18 protein-coding genes, 1 tRNA gene and 1 pseudogene are annotated in these 22,694 nt (G+C 60.8%); 14 read left to right on the top strand and 6 right to left on the bottom strand.

Features of this window, described 5'->3' with window-relative positions:
• Positions 1–49 precede the first annotated feature (49 nt).
• The gene (locus ACXJKE_RS05150; RefSeq protein ID WP_457279477.1) at positions 50–1,072 is read right to left on the bottom strand and encodes a S1C family serine protease; all 1,023 of its coding nucleotides are present in this window, start codon (positions 1,070–1,072) and stop codon (positions 50–52) included.
• Between the two features lie 608 nt (positions 1,073–1,680).
• On the opposite strand from ACXJKE_RS05150, the gene ACXJKE_RS05145 reads away from it, so the two are divergent.
• The 3 genes and pseudogenes from ACXJKE_RS05145 to ACXJKE_RS05135 all read left to right on the top strand — a co-directional run.
• A complete protein-coding gene (locus ACXJKE_RS05145; protein WP_457279801.1) occupies positions 1,681–3,897 on the top strand; it encodes a type I secretion system permease/ATPase in 2,217 nt (738 codons plus the stop codon).
• 89 nt (positions 3,898–3,986) lie between these two features.
• Complete coding sequence (locus ACXJKE_RS05140) at positions 3,987–5,522, top strand: HlyD family type I secretion periplasmic adaptor subunit (protein WP_457279476.1); 1,536 nt, start codon at positions 3,987–3,989, stop codon at positions 5,520–5,522.
• A gap of 184 nt (positions 5,523–5,706) precedes the next feature.
• A pseudogene (locus ACXJKE_RS05135) lies at positions 5,707–5,985 on the top strand (IS21 family transposase); the annotation flags it as partial.
• A 314-nt stretch (positions 5,986–6,299) separates the two neighbouring features.
• Here the strand turns inward: ACXJKE_RS05135 and ACXJKE_RS05130 are convergent.
• A tRNA-Leu gene (locus ACXJKE_RS05130) sits at positions 6,300–6,384 on the bottom strand.
• 39 nt (positions 6,385–6,423) lie between these two features.
• Between ACXJKE_RS05130 and cysM the strand changes: the two genes are divergently transcribed.
• From cysM to ACXJKE_RS05115, 3 genes are all read left to right on the top strand, one after another.
• Positions 6,424–7,326 (top strand): cysteine synthase CysM, encoded by a 903-nt coding sequence (gene cysM / locus ACXJKE_RS05125; protein WP_457279475.1) that lies wholly within the window; start codon positions 6,424–6,426, stop codon positions 7,324–7,326.
• Between the two features lie 123 nt (positions 7,327–7,449).
• Positions 7,450–8,016 carry an NUDIX hydrolase gene (locus ACXJKE_RS05120; protein WP_457279800.1) on the top strand — a complete coding sequence of 189 codons (567 nt, stop codon included), beginning with the start codon at positions 7,450–7,452 and terminating at the stop codon, positions 8,014–8,016.
• Positions 8,017–8,072: 56 nt separating this feature from the next.
• Positions 8,073–8,300, top strand: a complete 228-nt coding sequence (locus ACXJKE_RS05115) for a sulfurtransferase TusA family protein (protein WP_007867181.1) — start codon at positions 8,073–8,075, stop codon at positions 8,298–8,300.
• Positions 8,301–8,318: 18 nt separating this feature from the next.
• Here ACXJKE_RS05115 and galU read toward each other — a convergent pair whose 3' ends face one another.
• Positions 8,319–9,239 carry a UTP--glucose-1-phosphate uridylyltransferase GalU gene (gene galU, locus ACXJKE_RS05110; RefSeq protein WP_457279474.1) on the bottom strand — a complete coding sequence of 307 codons (921 nt, stop codon included), beginning with the start codon at positions 9,237–9,239 and terminating at the stop codon, positions 8,319–8,321.
• A gap of 124 nt (positions 9,240–9,363) precedes the next feature.
• Here galU and ACXJKE_RS05105 point away from each other — a divergent pair, with 124 nt between their 5' ends.
• The gene (locus tag ACXJKE_RS05105) at positions 9,364–10,380 is read left to right on the top strand and encodes an NAD(P)-dependent oxidoreductase (RefSeq protein WP_457279473.1); all 1,017 of its coding nucleotides are present in this window, start codon (positions 9,364–9,366) and stop codon (positions 10,378–10,380) included.
• A gap of 243 nt (positions 10,381–10,623) precedes the next feature.
• On the opposite strand, the gene ACXJKE_RS05100 is transcribed toward ACXJKE_RS05105, so the two are convergent.
• The 3 genes from ACXJKE_RS05100 to ACXJKE_RS05090 form a co-directional block, all read right to left on the bottom strand.
• Positions 10,624–13,551 carry a valine--tRNA ligase gene (locus ACXJKE_RS05100; RefSeq protein ID WP_457279472.1) on the bottom strand — a complete coding sequence of 976 codons (2,928 nt, stop codon included), beginning with the start codon at positions 13,549–13,551 and terminating at the stop codon, positions 10,624–10,626.
• Positions 13,552–13,664: 113 nt separating this feature from the next.
• Positions 13,665–13,865, bottom strand: a complete 201-nt coding sequence (locus ACXJKE_RS05095) for a DUF2783 domain-containing protein (RefSeq protein WP_457279471.1) — start codon at positions 13,863–13,865, stop codon at positions 13,665–13,667.
• Positions 13,862–15,652, bottom strand: coding sequence for an FAD-dependent oxidoreductase (locus ACXJKE_RS05090; protein WP_457279470.1), 1,791 nt, complete (start codon positions 15,650–15,652; stop codon positions 13,862–13,864). Before ACXJKE_RS05090 ends, ACXJKE_RS05095 begins: the two co-directional genes overlap by 4 nt.
• Before the next feature lie 701 nt (positions 15,653–16,353).
• On the opposite strand from ACXJKE_RS05090, the gene ACXJKE_RS05085 reads away from it, so the two are divergent.
• The 7 genes from ACXJKE_RS05085 to queF all read left to right on the top strand — a co-directional run bounded on the left by ACXJKE_RS05085 (position 16,354) and on the right by queF (position 22,658).
• Positions 16,354–16,776: a rubrerythrin family protein gene (locus tag ACXJKE_RS05085; RefSeq protein WP_007867167.1), complete on the top strand. Its 423-nt coding sequence runs from the start codon at positions 16,354–16,356 to the stop codon at positions 16,774–16,776.
• A gap of 110 nt (positions 16,777–16,886) precedes the next feature.
• Positions 16,887–18,236 (top strand): (Fe-S)-binding protein, encoded by a 1,350-nt coding sequence (locus tag ACXJKE_RS05080; RefSeq protein WP_457279469.1) that lies wholly within the window; start codon positions 16,887–16,889, stop codon positions 18,234–18,236.
• Positions 18,237–18,245: 9 nt separating this feature from the next.
• Positions 18,246–18,836, top strand: coding sequence for a DUF3501 family protein (locus tag ACXJKE_RS05075; RefSeq protein ID WP_457279468.1), 591 nt, complete (start codon positions 18,246–18,248; stop codon positions 18,834–18,836).
• Between the two features lie 83 nt (positions 18,837–18,919).
• Entirely contained in the window at positions 18,920–19,696 is a 777-nt protein-coding gene (gene yaaA, locus ACXJKE_RS05070; RefSeq protein ID WP_457279467.1) for a peroxide stress protein YaaA, read from the top strand.
• Between the two features lie 15 nt (positions 19,697–19,711).
• Positions 19,712–20,545, top strand: a complete 834-nt coding sequence (locus ACXJKE_RS05065; RefSeq protein ID WP_457279466.1) for a 2OG-Fe(II) oxygenase — start codon at positions 19,712–19,714, stop codon at positions 20,543–20,545.
• 319 nt (positions 20,546–20,864) lie between these two features.
• A complete protein-coding gene (locus tag ACXJKE_RS05060; protein ID WP_457279465.1) occupies positions 20,865–21,758 on the top strand; it encodes an alpha/beta fold hydrolase in 894 nt (297 codons plus the stop codon).
• Positions 21,759–21,830: 72 nt separating this feature from the next.
• The gene (gene queF, locus ACXJKE_RS05055) at positions 21,831–22,658 is read left to right on the top strand and encodes an NADPH-dependent 7-cyano-7-deazaguanine reductase QueF (protein ID WP_457279464.1); all 828 of its coding nucleotides are present in this window, start codon (positions 21,831–21,833) and stop codon (positions 22,656–22,658) included.
• Positions 22,659–22,694 lie beyond the last annotated feature (36 nt).

The following is a 22,694-nucleotide window of genomic DNA, read 5'->3' as shown; positions in this document are numbered from 1 at the left end:
GCTGCTTGCGCTTTCCCTGTCTGGGCTACAGCCTATTTTGTTGTAAAAATCAGATACCGGCGGGCTTCTTGAGCGTCAGCATCCTGTCCTGGGCCTTGAGCACAATGGTTTTGACTTCTGCACCCTGCAGCACCGTCAGCCTGACTTCCGCGTCGGGTGCGGGCCGGTCCCACAGCTTTTTATAAAAAGCTTCGAGCGTGGCCACCTTGGCGTCGTCCACTGCCAGCACCACATTGCCCGCCTCCAGCCCGGCCAGGTCCGCAGGACTCTCCTTGCTGACCCGCAGGATCTGTATGCGCCCGCCCTGGTCATTGGAGGTGATGCCAAGCCACGGCCTGCGGCTTTTCGTGCTGGCGCCTGAACGCTGCAGCTCCGCGAGGATGGGACGCAGCAAATCCACCGGCACAAACATATTGCCCGGCAGGCGGCGGTTTTCACCTGTGGCATCGGACACGAGCAGCGAGCCTATGCCCATCAACTCACCTTTCTGGTTGAAGAGCGGGGCGCCACTGTGGTTGCCACCACTGGCCATGATGGGTGGGCTGGTGAACAGCGCCGATTCGATGTGGTATTCCCAGTTGCCGGAGAACGCGCGCCGGCTGACCAGCCGGGTCATGCTCACGTCGCCGTCCTCATCGGCCTGCGGGCCGGTGACGGCCATCAGAGGTTCGCCCGGCTGCAGGTCTTTGCTATTGCCCAGGGCCGCTACGCCCACGCCACGCAGCGGCAGCAAAGGGCGCAACAGCCCAAACCCGGTTGCCAGGTCGTAGGCGACGGCGCGCGCCGGCAACGTGCGGTTGTCCTGCGTCACGATCTCAATGTATTCGGCCTCCAGCATCAGGTAGCCGATGGTGAGGATGAGCCCGTCCTGGTTGATTTGCACACCCGAGCCGGCACGGCGCAAGCCCAGCGTTTCGGCCGAGCGCGCATCTTCCATCGCCGTGACCTTGACACCGACCACTGCTGTCGTAGCGCGAGTTAGCGCATCCATCATGGCCTGTGCCGCCGGGGGCTGCACAGTGGCTGCGTGCGCGGTCGCCAACCACGGCATGCCGGGCACTAACGCAGACATGAATGCGCTTGAAAGGAGGATGCAGAGCCACTGACGCAAGGTGTACATGACGGACTCCTGAACGGCAGAAATTTCTGCACGGAGTTCAAGAATGCACGTTAATAAATGGCGTGACAAGCGGCAGGGTCAAAAGAATCAGGAAGGGAAAGTAACAAGCATTCAGCCCAGTAATTACTCAATACTCAACCAATCCGGCGCTAATGCACCAGTTCAGAGCGTTCGCAATTCTTTGGGAATCAACGGCCCTGAAAAGAGATGAAAAAGGAGATGAAAAAGGAGATGAAAAAATTTAGCCCAATAAGTTTTGCAACGCAAAGTTCAAAAGTATCTCTATTTCCAGTGGTTTGGAAATGACTAAGCAATTAGTACCCAAACCGGCGTTGAAAATAACGTAACTGCCGCTGCAAGTTCTGCGTATTGCGATACAGTTTGGAACAAATAACAGGGAGGGGGCCCGTGCGGGCGCCTTGAGACATGTCACATAACATAGCCGACTGGGGAAGACTCGCCCCAAGCACATACGTGATCGCACCTGTGCCGCCGCAGCAATTCTTTTGCTGTGGCAGGAGTCCCAAGTGACAACCGCAACCACAGCAGCCTCGCCCACACTGTCAGCGGCGCCGGGGGCTGAAGAGCCAGCACCACCCATCAACGCGCTCGCTGCACTGTGCCTGGTGGCGCGCTTTCACCAGGTTGCCGCAGACCCCCATACCCTTGCCCATCAACTCGGCGTTTCCCCGAGTGACGATATTGATGCCAGCATATTGCTGCGTGCGGCCAAACACCTTGGGCTTAAAGCCAAGCTCTCTAAATCCAAACCCGACCGCTTGAAGCTGGTCCCGCTGCCGGCCCTCGCTTTCCTGAAGCCCGCAGACGACGCAGCAAGCAGCACCAGTGCCGGTAGCAAGCAAGTCCGCACTGTCATCCTGGCGCAGTGCGACGGCCAGCGTGTGCTGTTTCAGGACCCGGCCACACCGTCGAACAGGCCCACGATTGAATCAGTGGAAGTCTTCGCAAGCCAGTGGACGGGTGAGCTGATCCTCATCACCAGCCATGCCGCGCTGGCGGGTGAACTCGCCAAGTTCGACTTCTCCTGGTTTGTGCCCAGCCTCGTCAAATATCGCAAGCTGCTGGGCGAAGTGCTGCTTATTTCCTTCATGCTGCAGCTGTTCGCGCTCGTCAGCCCGCTTTTCTTTCAGGTCGTGATGGACAAGGTGCTGGTGCACCGGGGCCTCACCACGCTGGATGTGTTGGTCATCGGCCTCGTGGTGGTGGTGCTGTTTGAAAGCATCCTCAACGGTTTGCGTGCCTACGTGTTCAGCCACACTACCAGCCGCATTGACGTGGAGCTGGGCGCGCGACTTTTCCGCCACCTGGTGCAATTGCCGCTGGCGTACTTCCAGGCCCGGCGTGTCGGTGACTCGGTGGCGCGTGTGCGCGAGTTGGAGAACATCCGCAGCTTCCTCACCGGCAACGCGCTCACCGTGGTGCTCGACGTTCTCTTCTCGGTCATCTTCATCGCCGTGATGCTGTTCTACAGCGTGCCGCTGACCTTGATCGTCATGGTCAGCCTGCCGCTGTACTTTGGCCTGAGCCTGGCCGTGGTACCCATCCTGCGCCAGCGGCTGGACGTGAAATTTGCGCGCGGCGCAGAGAACCAGTCCATGCTGGTCGAAACCATCACCGGCATCCAGACCGTCAAGGCCAGCGCACTCGAGCCCAGCTTCGGCAAGCGCTGGGACAATCAGCTCGCCGCGTATGTCAGCGCCAGCTTCAAGACACAAAACCTCGCCACCTGGGCGCATGAAGGCATCAACCTGATCGGCAAGCTCGTGAACGCGGCCACGCTGTGGTACGGCGCGCACCTGGTGATGAACAACGAACTCACCGTTGGCCAGTTTGTGGCCTTCAACATGTTTGCCCAGCGCGTGGCCCAGCCCATCATGCGCATGGCCCAGCTATGGACGGACTTTCAGCAAACCGGCATCTCCGTCGCGCGCCTGGGCGACATCCTGAACACCCGCACCGAAGTGCCGCCCACCAGCGCCGCGCAGCTGCCGCCCATCAAGGGCCGCATCACGCTCGACGGCGTGGTGTTCCGCTACCGGCCCGAAGCGCCACCGGTGCTGCACGGCATCAGCCTCGATGTGAAACCCGGCGAGATCATCGGCATCGTCGGCCGTTCGGGCTCCGGCAAAAGCACGCTGACCAAGCTGGTGCAGCGCCTCTATTCCCCCGAAGGAGGCCGCCTGCTGGTCGATGGCATAGACATCAGCCTGATCGACGCCGCGCAGTTGCGCCGGCAGGTCGGTGTGGTGCTGCAAGAGAATTTGCTGTTCAACCGCAGCGTGCGCGAGAACATCGCCATCACCGACCCGGCTGCGCCGATTGAAGCCGTGGTGCGTGTGGCGCAACTGGCCGGCGCGCATGAGTTCATCAGCGAGCTGCCCGAAGGCTACGACACGCATGTGGGCGAGCAGGGCAGCTCCCTCAGCGGCGGGCAGCGCCAGCGCATCGCGATTGCGCGAGCGCTGTTTACCAACCCGCGCATCCTGATTTTTGACGAAGCCACCAGCGCGCTCGACTACGAAAGCGAAGCCATCATCCAGCGCAACATGGCCCACATCTGTAAAGGCCGCACCGTGCTCATCATTGCCCACCGCCTGAGCGCCGTGCGCCACGCGCACCGCATTATCGTGATGGACAAGGGCAAGATTGTTGAAGCAGGTCCGCACGACGCACTGATCCAGAAACCGCAAGGCCTGTATGCGCACCTGTGGCGCATGCAGGACGGCAAACAACCGATGGAAGGGGCGTCGGCATGAGCACCGGTCCTGAAGATCAAAAACCGGTAGCCGTGGGTTCCGCACCGGCCGAAGCAGCTGCCCCGGCTGACAGCCGAGAGAAGCATCAGATGAAGCAACCTGCGCCTGACGTGGAAGACATAACCGCCAAAGGTGAAGCACCGGCCGAAGTTCCCCAGGAAGCCGCCGTACCCGCCAAGCCTCGCCACCCCGCTATCGAACTGCTGACACGTTATCGCGCCATCTTTGGTGCTGCCTGGGCGCATCGCGACGAGCTCGCCGGCCCGCGCCGCTTGAGCGACGAGGCAGCTTTCTTGCCCGCCGCACTCAGCCTGCAAGACACGCCGGTGCACCCAGCGCCGCGCCGCCTGGCTTACCTCATCATGGGGCTGTTTGTCATAGCGCTGGTCTGGTCCATCTTCGGCAAGATCGACATCGTGGCCGTGGCGCCTGGGCGCGTGGTGGTGAGCGAGCGTACCAAGCTGATCCAGCCTCTGGAGCGCAGCGTGGTCAAGGCGGTGCTGGTCAAAGACGGCGACCACGTGGTGGCCGGTCAGCCGCTGGTGGAGCTGGACCCAACCGCCGCCAGCGCCGACAAGACCACGGCGCATGATCAGCAAAAATCAGCATTGTCGGAAGTGCTGCGCGCCCGCGCCATCCAGCAGGCGCTACAAAATCTGCAGCAGCTTTCGCCCGCCAGTATTGGGTTGCCGGCCAAATACATGCCCGAATTTCCCAAAGAATGGTCTGCAGCCGAGACTGCCGCCGCGCAGGCACAGCTGCAAGGCGAGTGGGGCGACGTGACGGCCAAGCTGGCCAAACTGTCAGCAGAAATCGGCCGCCGCCAAGCCGAGATCGTCACCGCGCGGGCCGTCGTTTCCAAACTCGAAACCACCGTGCCCATGGCCCAGGCGCGCGAGACAGACTTTAAAAAGCTGGTAGACCAGGGCTATATCTCCGGCCACGCCACACAAGACAAAACCCGCGAACGCGTAGAGCTGGAGCGAGACCTCGCCACCCAACGCGCCAACCTGCTGCAAACCCAGGCCACCTTGCGCGAAAGCGAAAACAGCCGCGCCGCCTACCTGGCCGAAGTGCGCCGCACGCTGTATGAGCGCGAAGCCCAGGCCGACCTCAAACGCCAGCAAGCCACGCAAGAACAAGCCAAGGCCACCCAACGCGAAAACCTCACTACGCTGAAAGCGCCCGTCGCCGGCGTAGTGCAGCAACTCGCCATCCACACCACAGGCGGCGTTGTCACCGAAGCACAGGCGCTGATGATCATCGTGCCAGAGGGCGCGCAGGTCACGGCAGAAGTCACCCTGGAAAACAAGGACATCGGCTTCGTCAACGTAGGCAACGGCGCCGAGATCAAGCTCGAAACCTTTCCCTACACCCGCTACGGCACCGTGCAAGCAAGCGTAGACCGCGTCACAGCCGACGCCGTCAACGACGAAAAGCGCGGCGCAATTTTCCCCGTCACGCTGGCCCTAAAAACCAAGCAGATCGACATAGACGGAAAGATGATTCAGCTCGTCCCCGGCATGAACCTGACCGCAGAGATCAAGACCGGTCAGCGGCGGGTGATTGAGTATTTGCTGAGCCCGATTCAGAGGGCGGGTAGTGAGAGTTTGAGGGAGCGATGACGAAGCTCTTACTGCGAAAGTCGAAATCTTTTTATGAAAATTTAAAAGAGGCTACCTTGCGTAAACTGAAATTTGAGGTGTTGAATTCCGTCGAAATCTGACCCATTTAGCGCAGTAATTTCCATCCAAAACTGACCCACGTAGGCACTACCCTGCTTGTTTTAAAAGCAGGGGGAAATTAGGAGTGATGGACGTGGCGACATTGAATGTCATCAGGCGTTGGGCATTGCGGGATCAGATGTCCATTCGCGAGATCTCAAGGCGTACAGGCCTGGCTCGCAACACAATAAAGAAGCGCCTGCGATCGGAAGAGAGCGAGCCCAAGTATCCAAGGCGGGCCAGCGCCAGCAAGCGCTATCACTACGCCGAGAAGCTGGCCACCTGGCTAGTCATCGAGGCAACAAAATCGCGGAAACAGCGGCGCACTTTGAGGCAGATCCACACAGACTCAGCCCAAAAAGGAGAAAACCAAGAACTTATCCACATCGTGAGCACCTTCTGCTCACAAAGAGTGTGGGTCAATATTCGATGGAAAACTCGGGTCAGACTTCACTGCAATTCAACAACGTCGGAAGGTCTGAATCGCGAATTTGCCCCAACGACCGGCGCGTGCTGGTCTTCAAATTCTGGCGGCTGGCGGCTGGCGGCTGGCGGCTGGCGGCTGGCGTCGGCTTAGTCGTCGTATTCACCAGTGCCGGGTGCCGGGTGCATTTGTGTTCGCAGCGGCGACAAAAGAAAAAGCCGGATCGGTTTGAAACCGTCCGGCTTTTCGGGATGTGGTGCCCGGGGCCGGAATCGAACCGGCACGCCTTGCGGCGGGGGATTTTGAGTCCCCTGCGTCTACCAATTTCACCACCCGGGCCGCGAGGAGCGAAGCCTCAAATTATGGCACAGTGTGGCCATGAACTATCCAACCATTGAAGACGCGATTGGCAAAACGCCTCTGGTCGCGCTGCAACGCATTTACGCCGCCGAAAACGCCGCCCGCGGCAATGTCATCCTGGGAAAGCTCGAAGGCAACAACCCGGCCGGTTCCGTGAAAGACCGCCCGGCGCTGTCGATGATCAAGCGCGCGGAAGAGCGCGGCGACATCAAACCCGGCGATACATTGATTGAAGCCACTTCCGGGAACACGGGCATTGCACTGGCCATGGCCGCGGCGATCAAGGGCTACAAGATGGTACTGATCATGCCGGAGGACCTGAGCATCGAACGCGCCCAGACCATGAAGGCTTTTGGCGCCGAATTGATCCTGACGCCCAAAAGCGCCGGTATCGAATATTCCCGCGACCTGGCCGACCAGATGCAAAAAGAGGGCAAAGGCCGGGTGCTGGACCAGTTCGCCAACCCGGACAATCCGCGCATCCATTACGAGACCACCGGCCCTGAAATATGGACAGATACGTCAGGCAAGGTGACACATTTTGTCAGTGCGATGGGCACAACCGGCACGATTACCGGCGTTTCCCGCTATCTGAAAGAGAAAAACCCGGCGATCAAGGTCATCGGCGCCCAGCCCAGCGAAGGGTCCCGCATTCCCGGCATCCGCAAATGGCCACAAGAGTATTTGCCCAAGATTTACGACCCCCGCCAGGTCGATGAACTGGTGCTGGTGAGCCAGGCTGACGCTGAAGACATGTGCCGCCGCCTGGCGCGCGAGGAAGGCATTTTTGCCGGCATCTCGGCGGCAGGGGCGCTCTGGGTCGCGCAGGAAATCGCCAAAACCGTGAAAGACGCTGTGATCGTCTTTGTCGTGTGTGACCGCGGCGACCGTTACCTGTCTACCGGCGTATTTCCGGCTTGAGCCATTTTTTGAGGCCAAAAATTGGCTTTGGCCCATATGTGACTTGCGCAAGCAGCTATTAAAACGATAGCGAATTGCGCTCCTCAACCCCTCTTATCCTTTCCTTCTCCTCCTTTCTTGACCATGATCCACGAATTCAGGTTTTGCCCCAACTGCGCGACGCCGCTGGCCATGGTGTCGCAGATGGAAGACGGCGGCGAGAAGGCGCGCCTGCGTTGCCCAGCCTGTGGCTATACCCACTGGAACAACCCCACGCCCGTGCTGGCCGCAGTGATCGAATACAACGGCCAGGTTTTGCTGGCCCGCAATGCCGCCTGGCCCGGCAAAATGTACGCGCTGATCACCGGCTTTATGGAGGCCGGGGAAACGCCCCAAGGCGGCATAGCACGCGAAATCAAGGAAGAAACCAGCCTGGACACCACCTCGCTTGATTTGATTGGCGTCTATGACTTCCAGCGCATGAACCAGATCATCATTGCCTACCACGCCGTCTGCACGGGGGATGTCAGCCTGTCGCCAGAACTGGTGGACTACCGGCTCTACGACCTGGACAAGCTCAAATGCTGGCCTGCGGGCACGGGCTACGCGCTGGCTGACTGGCTGCGTACGCGCGGCCATGAACCTGAGTTTGTGGATTGGGCTACCGTGCTGAGCAAAGTGGAACCGGACGGCGACGGCAAGGCCGGGTAAAACCGGGCGAAGAGGCTTTGCGCTTTGCTTAAAATCGCGGCAACCCAAGGATTTTCATGAACATCGACAAAGAACTCGACACCCGCGGCCTCAATTGCCCGCTGCCCATCCTGAAGGCCAAAAAAGCGCTGACGGAAATGCTCAGCGGCCAGCTGCTTCGAGTTGTATCAACCGACGCCGGCTCTACGCGTGATTTCCAGGCATTTGCCAAACAAACCGGCAACGAACTGGTCGAGCAGCAGGTTGCCGGTAGTGACTTTATTCACGTTTTAAAGCGTCGCTGATTCTGTAACAGGTGGTTATCAGGCCACTTGTTTGCGGCGTTCCCGGCCCGACCAGCCAATTTGCAGGTTGTCCAGGTAATTCCGGAAATACACACCCACTTCTGGGTGCTCCAGAGCCAACTCTACGGTCGCTTCCAGGAAGCCTTCCTTGCTTCCGCAGTCATAACGTTTGCCCTCGTACTGGAAGGCATACACGCTCTCCTGGCCCAGCAGGCTCGAAATCCCGTCGGTGAGCTGCAACTCGCCGCCCACGCCGGATGTCTGCTTGCGGATGTGCCCAAAAATCGCGGGCGTCAGGATGTAGCGGCCGGCCACGCCCATGCGTGAAGGTGCCACCTCAGGCGCCGGCTTTTCGACAATCCTTTTGACTTTCATCAGGCCGGTGCTGGCGCCTTCCGTGGCGACGATGCCGTAACGGCGGGTTTGATCGAGAGGGACCTCCTGCACCGCCAGGATGGATTGCTGGACCTCTGCGAATTGCGCCGCCATCTGGGCCAGCACGGGCTGGCCGCCTTTCGGGCCGACCATCAGGTCGTCGGCCAGCAACACGGCAAAAGCCTCCTGGCCCACCAGGTGCTCGGCACACAGCACGGCATGGCCGAGGCCCAGCGAACGGGGCTGGCGCACATAGGAAAAATTCATGTCGTCCGGCTGGACAGAGCGCACCAGTGATAGCAGTGCGTGCTTTTGGGCTACTTCAAGTTCGTTCTCTAGTTCATAAGCAGTATCGAAGTGATCTTCGATGGCCCGTTTATTGCGTCCAGTAACAAAAATCATGTGTCGGATGCCTGCGGCGTAGGCTTCTTCCACTGCGTATTGGATCAACGGCTTGTCGACCACAGGGAGCATTTCCTTGGGTTGGGCCTTGGTGGCTGGCAGAAAACGGGTACCGAGACCAGCAACCGGGAAGACAGCTTTATTTAATGTAAATTTTTGCATCGACTTTGACCGAATAAAAGCCTAAAGTGTTGCGTTGTTGGTACAGCGCGTGGGTCGGACAAATGCCCGAATCTGCGTGGGCACAGCACGCGATCGAGAGTTTGCAGGAAAAAGGATTGACTGAGTGGACATCTTACTTCTTGATGCGTTAGTGCCCGAAGCAATGGCCTGGCTTGAAACCCGGCATGGCGTCGCCTACCATCCAGAGCTTGCCGACGATCTGACATCGCTGCGCAAGATCGCGTACAAAACCAAAGGCATTGTTTTTCCGCGCCAGACTGTGGTCACGCGCGAGTTCCTCGATTTCCTGCCCAGGCTCAAGGCCATCGGGCGCCTGCACGTGGGAACCGACAACACCGATCTGGAGGCCTGCAAGGAGCGCGACATCAAGGTCGTGCATGCCAGCAGCGCCAACGTCCGCTCCAACGCAGAATACCTTTTGAGCAGCCTGTTGTTGCTGTACCGTCGCGGCCTTGTCTCGGCTTTGATGGGACGCCGCCATCCCACGACGCAAATGGGGCGCGAGCTTCATGGCAGCACCGTGGGCATTCTGGGCCTGGCCCCAACGGCGCACACGCTGGCCGGCATGCTGAGCGGGCTGGGCGTCCGGCTTGTCGGCTACGACCCTGCGGTTCATCACACTGCGCCCATTTGGGAGCGCCTTCGCATACAGCCTGTTTCCTTGCCAGAGCTGGTCAGCCAGTCTGATGCCGTGTCTGTGCAGATGCTGTATGCCACCCGGTTCCGGGGTTTCGTGAACGACAAACTCCTGGCGGGCTGCAAGCGCAACCAGTTGTGGGTCGGCATCAGCCGCAGCGAATTGTTTGATGAGGGCGCATTGGCCGCTGCGCTGTGCGACGGCCGCATTGAAGCCTGCATCCTGGACGGCGCCGAAGCAAGTTTCCTGGGTGACACCTCACCGCTCAAAGGGCTGAAGAACCTGTTTGTCACGCCGCGCCTGGGCTCCCACACACGCGAGGCACGCCTGCGCTCGAGCTGGTATGTAGCCCACCGTATGCATGAAGCTCTGGGCACGCAGCACAGCGGCATGGACCAGTTGACCAGCACCCCCATGGGTCTGGAGTCGCCGGGCAGTGTCCCGCCGTCGCAGTGGTCTGAACCCGAATTCATGACCAGATAGATCTTGGCCCCCACGTTCGCTCGCTTCGCGTAGCTCTCTGCCCCCCGAGGGGGTGCTGCGCCTGCGGTCTGGCAAAGCCAGTCCCGCGGCCCCTGCTGGTGAAGAGGCATCTATCTTTGACCGTTGCAGTTGACTGGTCTTGGCGTATACGCAGCCCGCGGGTCTTACCAGGGCTCGCTTCGCATCCCGATCAATAAAGAAAGCCCCGCATTGCGGGGCTTTTTTCTGGCGGTGGGCTGTCGCTTATTTCAGGCGTGCCAGTTGCTCGCGAATCTTGGCCAGGGCCGCCTGGTTATCGGCCAGGCGTTTGCGTTCCTGCTCCAGCACGGCCGGGGGCACCTTGTTGACAAAGGCTTCATTGGCGAGCTTGGTTTCGGACTTGGTGATTTCTCCTGCCAGGCGGGTTTCTTCCTTTTGCAGGCGAACCTTTTCCGCCGCCAGATCGACTTCCATATAAAGGCACAGGCGCGCTTCGCCGACGATGGCCACAGGTGCAGACTGCGCCGCAGCGGCCCAACTGGCTTCGTCGTCGAACACTTTCACTTCGCTCAGCTTGGCCAGTGCCTTGAGTACCGGGGCGACGCCCTGCATGAAGGCGGTGTCGCCCAGCACATAAAGCGGCATGCGGGTAGCCGGAGACACCTTCATTTCGCCGCGCAGGTTGCGGCAGGCATCCACGAGCGTCTTGAGTTTGGTGACATGCGCTTCCGCTACCACGTCAATTTTCTCGGGCTGGCTTTGCGGATAAGGCGCGACGCCGATGAACTTGCCCGTTTTGCCGGCGACGGGAGCCACTGTCTGCCACAGCTCTTCCGTGATGAACGGAATCACCGGATGCGCCAGGCGCAGGATGGCTTCGAGTGTGCGGATCAGTGTGCGGCGTGTGGCGCGCTTTTGCGCATCGGTGCCGGTCTGTATCTGCACCTTGGCGATCTCGAGGTACCAGTCGCAGAACTCGTCCCAGACAAACTGGTAGATGCTGCCGGCAACGTTGTCGAGGCGGTAGTCGGCAAAGCCTTTGGCCACGTCGGCTTCCACGCGCTGCATGGTCGATGAAATCCAGCGGTCGGCCTGCGAGAAGCTCAGGTAGTTGTGGAACTCTCCGCCGGGCGCGCATTGCTCTTTGGTGTGCTCCTCGAGCCCGCAGTCCTGGCCTTCGCAGTTCATCAGCGTGAAGCGCGTTGCGTTCCAGAGCTTGTTGCAGAAGTTGCGATAACCCTCGCAGCGTTTGCTGTCGAAGTTGATGCTGCGTCCCAGGCTGGCAAGCGAGGCGAAGGTAAAACGCAGCGCATCGGCGCCGTAGCCCGGAATGCCGGCGGGGAATTCCTTTTCGGTGTTCTTGCGCACCTGCGGCGCCGTCTCGGGCTTGCGCAGGCCTTGCGAGCGTTTTTCGAGCAGGGGCGCGAGCTCGATGCCGTCGATCAAATCGACCGGGTCCAGCACATTGCCTTCGGACTTGCTCATCTTCTTGCCCTGCGCGTCTTTCACCAGGCCGTGGATGTACACGTGTTTGAACGGCACCTGACCGGTGAAGTGCGTGGTCATCATGATCATCCGGGCGACCCAGAAGAAGATGATGTCGTAGCCGGTGACCAGCACGCTTGATGGCAGAAAGAGATCGAGCTCTTTCGTCTTCTCAGGCCAGCCCAATGAAGAAAAAGGAACGAGCGCCGATGAGTACCAGGTGTCGAGTACATCTTCATCGCGCGTGAGTTTTTTACCGGGCGCCTGGGCCTGTGCTGCTGCCTCGTTTTCAGCGACGTAAACCTTGCCGTCTTCGTCGTACCAGGCCGGGATCTGGTGGCCCCACCAGAGCTGGCGCGAGATGCACCAGTCCTGGATGTTGTTCATCCACTGGTTGTAGGTGTTGACCCATTGCTCAGGCACGAACTTCACGTCGCCGCTGGCCACCGCATCGCGCGCCTTTTGCGAAATGGATTTTCCGGTCGGGTCCTGTTCACTCACCTTGCTGAGCGCCACAAACCACTGGTCGGTCAGCATGGGTTCGACCACTGCGCCGGTGCGCGCGCACACCGGCACCATGTTTTTGTGCGGCACGGCTTTTTCGAGGAAGCCTTGGGCTTCCAGGTCTTTCAGCACGGCCTTGCGGCAGTCATAGCGGTCCAGGCCCTGGTATTGCGCCGGGCCGTTCTCGTTGATCTTCGCGTCCAGCGTGAAGATGGTGATCAGCGGCAGGTTGTGGCGCAGGGCGACCTGGTAGTCGTTGAAGTCGTGCGCGCCGGTGATCTTCACCACGCCGCTGCCAAATTCGGGGTCGACATAGTCATCGGTGATCACCGGAATCTTACGGTCGCACAGCGGCAGGTCGACCATCTTGCCGACCAGGTGTTTGTAGCGTTCGTCATCCGGGTGCACAGCCAGCGCGCCGTCGGCCAGCATGGTTTCGGGCCGTGTGGTGGCTATGTGCATGCCGCGCAGCGGCGAGCCGTCAGCGGCTTTCTGCGGGCCGTCGCTGAAGGGGTACTCGATGTGCCACATGAAACTGTCGCGCTCTTCGTTTTCGACTTCCAGGTCGGACACGGCGGACTTGAGGATCGGGTCCCAGTTCACCAGGCGCTTGCCGCGGTAGATCAGGCCTTGCTTGTAAAGCTGCACAAAGGTCGAGGTCACCACCGTCGACATCTTCGGATCCATGGTGAAGTACTCGTGCTTCCAGGCCACCGAGTCGCCCATGCGGCGCATCTGGCGCGTAATGGTGGTGCCGGACTCTTCCTTCCACTCCCACACTTTCGCGACGAAATTTTTGCGGCCCAGGTCGTGGCGGCTTTGGCCTTCAGCCTGCAGCTTGCGTTCCACCACGATCTGCGTGGCGATGCCGGCGTGGTCGGTGCCGGGCACCCACAGCGTGTTGTGGCCGCGCATGCGGTGGTAACGCGTGAGCGAATCCATGATGGTCTGGTTGAAGGCATGGCCCATGTGCAGCGTGCCCGTCACGTTGGGCGGTGGCAGCTGGATGGAAAAAGAAGGCTTGGCAGCGTCCAGCGTGGGCTCGTACTGGCCGCTTTGCTCCCATTCGGGGCCCCAGCGGCTTTCAATGGCGGCCGGCTCGAAGGACTTGGCCAGGCCGTCCAGCCCCGGTGTGGCGACTTTCACGGCCTCAGGGGCTGTGTTGGCGGTATCGGCAAGGGTGGGGGCGGCAGCGTTGGTCATGGGGCAATGAAAAACGGCATCGAAGGGATGCCGCCTTGGGTTGGGTGAAACTCCGCTGATTTTATTCGACTGGGGCTGGCCGTTGCGCTTGCCGGCCGTTGGCCTTGTAGCGCTCAGGCCTGGCGGGCCGCGGCCACGCAAGCCCGCAGTACCGCGGTGTCGCCCAGCTGGTTGGCCATCAGCAGGATCAGCCGGGCGTTGAGCAGCTCGGATTCCTCCCGGGAGAGGCCCTGGTGGGCGTCCAGCAGGCATTCGTAAAACGCATCGGCGTCCTGAAAATGCAGGCGGGTGATCAGGGGGGTGTCTGGCTTCATGATGCATCCCTTGTTTCGTGGCCGGCGCCCGCACCCATGGCGCTTGCGATGGCGTGGACCACCGAGGCATCCGTACTTTCACCCGTTGCGGCGACGTGTCCGTCGGGCCGCAGCAGCGCCCAGGCATGGCCAAAAACATGGCAGGTCGCCTGCAGATGGCCTTCGCGGTCGATCACATGCTCCCTTGCGGCGGCTTTCTCGCCGGGCCCCAGCACTTGCACGCAGCGCACGTCCGCTTCCCTGGAAAGCGCCGCCAGCCGCGCCAGCCCGGCGCCGGATACATCGCCAAACACCAGCAGCAGCAGGCGCCCATGAGCCCACGTCAACAAGTCCAGCAGCTCGCCTGAGCTGCCATCGGCCCAGGAGAAGCCCGCGTTCTGCGTGGCCCGCCCGCCCGCAGGCCCGCAGACGCCGGACCGCGTGTAGTGATTGGGCGTCGACATGCGCCCGGTGTTCACCAGCTGCCGGGCAAACAGGTGTTCACGCGCCAGCCCCAATGCCGCCGTGCGAAACAGCCGCTCCGCGCCGTCGGCCGGCCGCAAAAAGCGCGCGGTGCGGTTGGTTACCAGCACGTTGTGCTTCGCCGCCTCATGCCTTTCATGGTGATAGCTGTCGAGCAATGCGGGTGCGGCGCGGCCTTGCAGCACAGCGGCCAGCTTCCACGCCAGGTTGTCGGCGTCCTGCACGCCCGAGTTGCCGCCGCGTGCGCCGAAGGGGCTCATCACATGGGCTGCGTCACCGGCAAAGAACACGCGGCCATGGCGCAGGTTGTCGAGGCATTCGCTGCGGTAGGCATAGGGGCCGACCCAGACGATCTCGTAGTCGGCATCGTCCAGCGCCTGACCGGCCTGGCTTTTGAACTGCGCCTTCAGGCGTGCGCGCACCACCTCTTCGCGGCTGACTTCTTCGGGGTTGGCGTGCGGCGGCATCTGGTAGTCGATGCGCCAGACGCCGTCGGCCATCAGGTGCTGCCATACGGCGCGCCCTTCGTTAAAAGGCGCTTCGATCCAGGTGTGGCGCTCCACCGGTGGCGGGTTTTTAAAGCGCACGTCGGCAATGCACCAGCGGTCGTCGCCTTTTTGCGCTGTGACTGCCGCGCCGCACCAGGCGCGAAACGGGCTGCGCGATCCGCTGCAGTCGATGACATGGTCGGCCTCCAGGGAATACGAACCGGCGGGCGTTTCAAGCTGCAGCGTCGCGAAGTCGTCGTTCTGTTCGAAGGCCGTGACGCGGTGGCTCCAGCGGAGATCAATGAGGCGGTCCTCAGGCTCGGGTCGGTAGAGCTGCTCCACCAGGAAGCCCTCGACATAAAACTGCTGGATATTGATAAAGGGCGGTTGCCGGCTCAGTGAATGCGTTTGCTGCTGGCGCAGGTCAAATGAATACACCTCGTCGGCGCCCGCAAAGGTGCGGCCCACGCTCCATTGCACGCCTTTGGCGGCGATGCGCTCGTAAGTGCCCAGTCGCTTGAAGATTTCCAGGGTTTTCTGGGCATAACAAATGCCGCGCGATGACGCGCCCTTCACGCCCACGGTGTTGTCTTCGTCCACCAATATGGCTTTGACGCCGTAGTGCGCCAGCGCGCAAGCCAGGGTCAGGCCGGTGATGCCGCCGCCCACGATGACGATGGGGTGCCGTTTGACCTCGCCTGTTTGCAGCTCGGGCGGTTCCACAAACGGGTATTCGGGCAGGGTGTAGCCCGTGCCTTGGGCAAATTCATAGCCGTTGGTGAACGCGGTCGCCAGTGTGGCCGCAGCGGCGCTGCCTTTTGTGCTTGTCTCCGGCATGGATTGTTCCTGCGGTTTTTACGTGTTTCAAGCGTTTTAGCCATACTGGACGAGCGCGAGCAGCTATCAAAAAAATAGCAACTGCGGGACGCCGGCATGCACTTTTCCGGGAGACCCGGTGCGGTGGGTGGCTCTGACCGTATTGTTTACCTATCCGTAATAAATTTACCATAACGTAATTCAAACGATGAATTTGCTGCCGTACGTCGCTGGCTATGGTTGTCCTTTCCTATAGTTGTCTCTTATTTAATTTGTTAAATTTATTGATGGTATTAATTTGATAGTTTTTATCAATGCCATGCATTGATTCCGGCAATTAGACGAATCCCTCCAACAGGTCTATGGTGTTTAGGGCCTGTTGAAGCTATTTATGCAAATGCGAGTGGGGTGAGAAAGCCGCCAATCAAGGCGCGTGACGACGCCCAGACTTTTGTCTGGGCTAGGAGCGCAACGCCGAGTGGCGGCTTTTCTCACCCCACTCCCTCCGGGTTGCGATCAAAAAGGCCTTGCGCGGCGTTGCAAAACCTTGACGGGGCGTACCCCGCCTGCGTTTTGCGCCTTGCTCAAAGCCTTTTTGACTCGCAACGCATCTTGCATAAATAGCTTTAACAGGCCTTAGTCTTCGGTCCTGCGCCAGAAGTCGGGCGTGGGTTTGAAGCATTGACGATTTGTTCGTTCATCAACCCACGAAGGAGATTTCCATGGCTGCTCTAAAAGGCTCCAGGACGGAAGAGAACCTGAAAGCCGCATTTGCCGGCGAATCACAGGCCAACCGCCGCTACCTGTATTTCGCGAACAAGGCCGACGTTGAAGGCCAGCCCGATGTCGCGGCACTGTTCCGCTCCACTGCGGAAGGTGAAACCGGCCACGCCCACGGCCACCTCGAATGGCTGGAGCAGTGCGGCGACCCCGCGACCGGACTGCCGTTTGGCGCCACGCGCGACAACCTCAAGTCCGCTGTGGCCGGCGAAACCCACGAGTACACCGACATGTACCCCGGCATGGCCAAAACTGCACGCGACGAAGGCCATGATGAAGTGGCCGACTGGTTTGAAACCCTGGCCAAGGCGGAACGCTCACACGCCAACCGCTACAGCAAAGCGCTGGCCGAACTGGTCGATTGACTGGACAAGCGTGTCCCTCGCTACGCCGCAAGGCGTGGCGGGTTTTGGAAAAGATTCCGCACGAGAGTCTTTTCTCAAACCCCACCTGAGATTCAAAAGAAGAGGCAAGCATGGCCACAGAAGGCAACCTCCAGGCGCCCACGCGCCACGCGATCGACTGGAAAAACCCGGACTTCTACAACGAGGACGCGGCCCTCCACGAGATGGAGCGCATCTTCGACATCTGCCATGGGTGCCGCCGCTGCGTCAGCCTCTGCGGCGCCTTCCCCACGCTGTTTGACCTGGTCGACGAAAGCAAGACCGGCGAGGTTGATGGTGTGGACAAGAAGGACTACATGAAAGTGGTCGACCAGTGCTACATGTGCGACCTCTGCTACATGACCAAGTGCCCCTATGTGCCGCCGCACGAGTTCAACCTCGACTTTCCCCACACCATGCTGCGCGCCAAAGCCATCAAGTTCAAGAAGGGCGAAGTGGGTGCCGGTGAAAAGTTTTTGTCCTCCACTGACGTGCACGGCCAGTTCGCCGGCATTCCCATCGTGGTCCAGGTGGCCAACGCGGTTAACAAAACCAAACCGGCCCGCGCCGTGATGGAAAAAGTGCTGGGCGTCGACAAAAACGCCTGGCTGCCCGACCTGGCCACGAAAAAATTCCGCTCAGGCGCACTCGAGTCGCCGCCCCACGCGGTGAAAGACGGCGCCAAGACGCCCGGCAAGGTCGTGATTTATTCCACCTGCTACATCAACTACAACGAGCCCGGTATAGGCCACGACCTGCTCAAAGTGCTGGACCACAACGAAGTGCCCTACGTGCTGGTCGAAAAAGAGAAATGCTGTGGCATGCCCAAGCTGGAGCTGGGCGATCTGGCCTCGGTGAACACCAGCAAGGAGGCCAACATCCCGGTGCTGGTGAAGTACGCCAAAGAGGGCTACGCCATCCTGAGCGCCGTACCCAGCTGCACGCTGATGTTCAAGCAGGAGCTGCCGCTGATGTACCCCGACGACGCCGATGTGCAGCTCGTCAAGGAGAATATGTGGGATCCGTTTGAATACCTGATGGCCCGCAAGCGCGACGGCCTGCTCAAGACGGAGTTCAGCACGCCGCTGGGCAAGATCAGCTACCAGATCCCCTGCCATGGCCGGGTGCAGAACATCGGCAAGAAAACCGAGGAAATGCTCAGGATGGTGCCGGGTACCAGTGTGCACACGCATGAGCGCTGCTCGGGCCATGCCGGCACCTTCGGCGTCAAAGTGCCGTACCACCAGCAGGCCATGAAGATCGGCAAACCGCTCTTCAAAGCCATGGCCAGCCACAAAGACGGCGGCCTGCCTGACGTCATCAGCAGCGACTGCCCGCTGGGTGGCCACCACATCGCCCAGGGCTTTGATGTGAACAGCCTGGGTGCGCCGCCGCAAAAGCACCCGCTCACGCTGATACGCACGGCCTACGGCCTGAAATGAGATCACACCATGAAGACCACCGGAAAGATCACCCGCGAATCCCTCATGACGCTGGAGGCCTACAGCAAATACCGCAAGGAGAACAAGCCGGCCATCATCGCCCACCGCAAGCTGCGCAGCGTGCGCCTGGGTGAGCACATCAACCTGCAGTTTGAAAGCGAAACCAGCATCCGCTACCAGATCCAGGAGATGCTGCGCGTCGAGAAAATCTTCGAGGACGAGGGGATTGAGCAGGAGATCGAAGCCTATGCCCCACTGATGCCCGACGGCAGTAACTGGAAGGGCACGCTGATGCTCGAGTACCCCGACGTCAACGAGCGCAAGCGCGAACTGGCCCGCCTCATCGGTGTGGAAGACCGCATGTTCGTCGAGGTCGAAGGCCATGCGCGCGTTTACGCGATTGCTGACGAGGACATGGACCGCGAAAATGACGAGAAGACCTCGGCTGTGCACTTTGTGCGCTTTGAGCTGAACCCGGCCATGTGCGCGGCCGTCAAGGCAGGCGCAAGCGTGAAACTGGGCTGCGACCACACGCATTACCCGGCGCATACAACGATTGCAGCGGAAACGCTCGCCTCTTTGGCCAGCGATCTGCAGTAGTTGAAGGCTCATGGCTGTGGCGCCACCCTCCTGTCGTAAAGTGGGGGTTTCGCCTTACTTGCCTTACCCCTACGACTCAAAGCATGCTGTTTCTCATCTCGCCGGCCAAATCCCTGGACTACGACACGCCGCCGCACGTCGCGACCCACACCCAACCCCTCTTCACCCGCCAGTCGGCCCAGTTGATTGACGTGCTCAGAACCCGAACCCCGCAGCAGATCAGCGAACTGATGAAGCTGTCAGATTCGCTCGCAGGCCTGAATGTCGCGCGCTACCAGGCCTGGTCGCCGAAATTCACCGCGAAGAATTCCAAACAGGCCGCGCTGGCGTTTGACGGCGATGTGTATGGCGGCCTCGATGCAAAAACGCTAGGTGACGCACAACTGGCCTGGGCGCAGGACCATGTCTGCATCCTGAGCGGCCTTTACGGCGTGCTGCGCCCGCTGGACCGCATGCAGCCCTACCGGCTTGAAATGGGCACGCCGCTGGCCACGCCCCAAGGCAAAAATCTCTACCAGTTCTGGGGTTCGCAAATCTCCGCCTATCTGAACGAGCGCGCGGCCGCCCACACCACACCGGTCATCGTCAACCTCGCCAGCGAGGAATACTTCAAGGCCGTGGACCGCAAGGCGCTCAAGGCGCGCGTGGTGAGCTGCGTGTTTGAGGAATACAAGGCCGGCAAGTACAAGGTCATCAGTTTTTTTGCCAAGCGCGCCCGTGGTCTCATGGTGCGCCATGCGATTGAAAAGAAGCTGTCTACCGTCAAGAAGCTCGAGAGCTTTGACGTCGAAGGCTACCGCTTTGATCCCAAAGTGTCCGAACCCGACCGGCTGGTGTTCCGCCGCAAACAGGCCGCCTGAGCAGCCCAGCCCCGCATGAGCACGCCCGCCCGCACCGACCAGCAGCTCACGCCGGAAGTGCTGGCGTGGATGACGGCGCAGGCAAACCTCGGCCATTCCAGGGACGAGATTTTTAACGCCATGCTGGCAGCTGGCTGGAACCGCGACGCTGCCACGCGGGCGGTGCGCCTGACGCCCGAAGATCTCGCCGCAGTGGTTGTGCCTGCGCTGGCTTTGCCGGTCACCAACAACATGGTCGATGCCGGCGACAAATGGGTGGAAATACTTTTTTTCGCCCAGGTGCCCAATGTCATCGTGCTGGGCAACCTGCTGGGCCCGAGTGAATGCGAGGCGCTGATGGAGGCCGCCCGCCCGCGTCTGGTGCGTTCGCTGACGGTGGATACCAAGACCGGCGGCGAAGAACTCAACCCTGACCGTACCAGCGAGGGCATGTTTTTCAGGCGCGCTGAAAACGCCGTGGTGCGCCAGGTGGAGGCACGTATTGCCAGAATCTTCGGCTGGCCGCAGGAAAACGGCGAAGGGCTGCAGGTGCTTCACTACGGGCCCGGCACCGAATACAAGCCGCACTACGACTACTTTGACCCGACCGAACCCGGCACGCCCGCCATACTGCAGCGTGGCGGCCAGCGCGTGGCGACGCTCATCATGTACCTGCATGAGCCCGAGGAAGGCGGCGCCACGGTGTTCCCGGATATCGAGGTGCGGGTGGCGCCGCGGCGCGGCAATGCGGTGTTTTTCAGTTACCCGCAGGCACTGCCTTCCAGCCTCACGCTGCATGGCGGCGAGCCGGTTACCGCCGGCGAGAAATGGATTGCCACCAAGTGGCTACGAGAAAGAGAATTCGTGTAACACCCCCGTCCAGGCTCACTGTGTGTAGCCCGTTCCCCCCTCAAGGGGGCGAAAATTTGCTCACCCCTGTTGAGGCTCACTTCGTGTAGCCTCCTCTCCCCTTGCAGGAGACGGCGCCTGCGGCCTGGCAAAGCCAGTTCCGCGGAGAAATAGTTTCACCCCCGTCCAGGCTCACTTCGTGTAGCCCGTTCCCCCTTAAGGGGCGGTGCCAGCGGCCTGGCAAAGCCAGTTCCGCGGCCCCTGCTTGCGGGTGAGCCTGCGTGACGCATGGGGGACGAGGTGATTGACGCGATTCGGGGAGTGCAGACCATAATCAGTTATGAAAATACGCGCCAACAACATCGATATCGAGATTGAAGACACCCACCCAGGTGACGCAACCGGCCGGCCGGTGGTGCTGCTCATCATGGGGCTGGGCATGCAGCTGATTGCCTGGCCGCCGGCCATGGTGCAGGCGATCGCTGATGCGGGCTTTCGTGTGGTGCGCTTTGACAACCGCGACATCGGCCTTTCGCAGCACTTCGACCACCTCGGCTCGCCCAGCCTTTTGTGGGAGGGGCTCAAGTTCCGCATGGGCTGGCGCATCCGGCCGCCCTACAGCATTGAAGACATGGCCGCCGACACCGTGGGCGTGCTGGATGCGCTGCAAATCGGCAAGGCACATGTGGTGGGTGTGAGCATGGGCGGCATGATCGCGCAGCGCGTTGCGGTGTTGGCTCCATCGCGCCTGCTCAGCCTGACCAGCATCATGAGCTCCAGCGGTGCGCGCGGCCTGCCGGAAGCCAGCCCGGCGGTGGCCCGTGTGCTGCTCAGCCGGCCTGCCGGCAGGGGTGTGCAGGCCGCCATCGACCATACGGTGAAGCTGCTCAAGGCCATCGGCAGCCCGGGCTTTCCCATGGACGATGCCGAGATACGCGAAAAAGTCGCTGCGGCGGCGCAGCGCAGCTTCCATCCGCAGGGCGTTCTGCGCCAGATGGTGGCCGTTGCCGCTGACGGTGCGCGCGCCTCGGTACTTGCCAGGGTGACGGCGCCGACGCTGGTGGTGCACGGCCAGGCAGACCGGCTGGTGCCCATGGCCTGCGGGCAGGACACGGCCAGGCGCATTCCCGGTGCCCGTTTTGAAAGCATTGAAGGCATGGGACACGATTTGCCGCCGGGTGTTGTTGACCGTTTGTTGGCGCTGCTGATCCCCCACTTCAAAGCGGCAAGCTGATACAGCCCCATAGCCAGGGGCTTTGTGCGGGGCGCTTTCAGCCTGGCAGCGGTTAGCGGCGAAAATGGGTGCATGAACACCCCTGAACAATCCCAGCTCGGCAAATCGTCGGCCTATATCGACCAGTACGACGCTTCGCTGCTGTTCCCGATTCCGCGCGAAGGCAAGCGTGCCGAGATCGGCGTCACCGGAACGCCGCCGTTTTTCGGCGCAGACATGTGGACGGCGTTTGAGCTGAGCTGGCTCAATATGCGCGGCAAGCCGCAGGTGGCGCTGGCGCACATCACCGTGCCTTGCGAGTCACCCAACATCGTCGAAAGCAAGTCCTTCAAGCTTTACCTCAACAGCTTCAACAACACGCGTTTTGCCGATGCGCGCGATGTGCGCGAACGCATTCGCGCCGACCTGAACGGTGCTGTCGGCATGGGGGTGGGCATCAAGACGCTGGGCCCCGAGCTGTTCGACCGCGAACCCGTGCATGAACTCGACGGCCTGAACCTGGACCGGCTCGACGTGGAGTGCATTCATTTCACGCCCACCCCCGAGCTGTTGTTTGCCGAGTTCGACGAACCGCCGGTGGAAGAGACGCTGACCAGCAACCTGCTCAAGAGCAATTGCCTGGTCACCGGCCAGCCCGACTGGGGCAGCGTACAGATTCGCTATGCCGGCCCGCAGATCAACCAGGAAGGCCTGCTGCAGTACCTGGTGAGCTTTCGCAACCACAACGAGTTCCACGAACAATGTGTGGAGCGCATCTTCATGGACATCTGGACGCGCTGCAAACCCATGAAGCTCTCGGTGTACGCGCGCTACACGCGCCGCGGCGGGCTGGACATCAATCCGTTTCGCACCAGCCATCCGCAGGCGCTGCCGCCTGCCATTCGCACAGCCCGCCAATAATTGCCAATGCAGCTTGCTATTGAATTAATAGCTGCT

The organism is Polaromonas sp. P5_D5 (genome assembly GCF_054049435.1).
This window is presented reverse-complemented; position numbering and strand designations above follow the sequence as displayed.

Excerpts from the sequence above, each read along its gene's own strand:
- ACXJKE_RS05150 (WP_457279477.1), bottom strand. The coding sequence starts at position 1,072 with ATGTCTGCGTTAGTGCCCGGCATGCCGTGGTTGGCGACCGCGCACGCA.
- ACXJKE_RS05140 (WP_457279476.1), top strand. The coding sequence starts at position 3,987 with ATGAAGCAACCTGCGCCTGACGTGGAAGACATAACCGCCAAAGGTGAA.
- cysM (WP_457279475.1), top strand. The coding sequence starts at position 6,424 with ATGAACTATCCAACCATTGAAGACGCGATTGGCAAAACGCCTCTGGTC.
- ACXJKE_RS05120 (WP_457279800.1), top strand. The coding sequence starts at position 7,450 with ATGATCCACGAATTCAGGTTTTGCCCCAACTGCGCGACGCCGCTGGCC.
- ACXJKE_RS05115 (WP_007867181.1), top strand. The coding sequence starts at position 8,073 with ATGAACATCGACAAAGAACTCGACACCCGCGGCCTCAATTGCCCGCTG.
- galU (WP_457279474.1), bottom strand. The coding sequence starts at position 9,239 with ATGCAAAAATTTACATTAAATAAAGCTGTCTTCCCGGTTGCTGGTCTC.
- ACXJKE_RS05100 (WP_457279472.1), bottom strand. The coding sequence starts at position 13,551 with ATGACCAACGCTGCCGCCCCCACCCTTGCCGATACCGCCAACACAGCC.
- ACXJKE_RS05095 (WP_457279471.1), bottom strand. The coding sequence starts at position 13,865 with ATGAAGCCAGACACCCCCCTGATCACCCGCCTGCATTTTCAGGACGCC.
- ACXJKE_RS05090 (WP_457279470.1), bottom strand. The coding sequence starts at position 15,652 with ATGCCGGAGACAAGCACAAAAGGCAGCGCCGCTGCGGCCACACTGGCG.
- ACXJKE_RS05085 (WP_007867167.1), top strand. The coding sequence starts at position 16,354 with ATGGCTGCTCTAAAAGGCTCCAGGACGGAAGAGAACCTGAAAGCCGCA.
- ACXJKE_RS05080 (WP_457279469.1), top strand. The coding sequence starts at position 16,887 with ATGGCCACAGAAGGCAACCTCCAGGCGCCCACGCGCCACGCGATCGAC.
- ACXJKE_RS05075 (WP_457279468.1), top strand. The coding sequence starts at position 18,246 with ATGAAGACCACCGGAAAGATCACCCGCGAATCCCTCATGACGCTGGAG.
- yaaA (WP_457279467.1), top strand. The coding sequence starts at position 18,920 with ATGCTGTTTCTCATCTCGCCGGCCAAATCCCTGGACTACGACACGCCG.
- ACXJKE_RS05065 (WP_457279466.1), top strand. The coding sequence starts at position 19,712 with ATGAGCACGCCCGCCCGCACCGACCAGCAGCTCACGCCGGAAGTGCTG.
- ACXJKE_RS05060 (WP_457279465.1), top strand. The coding sequence starts at position 20,865 with ATGAAAATACGCGCCAACAACATCGATATCGAGATTGAAGACACCCAC.
- queF (WP_457279464.1), top strand. The coding sequence starts at position 21,831 with ATGAACACCCCTGAACAATCCCAGCTCGGCAAATCGTCGGCCTATATC.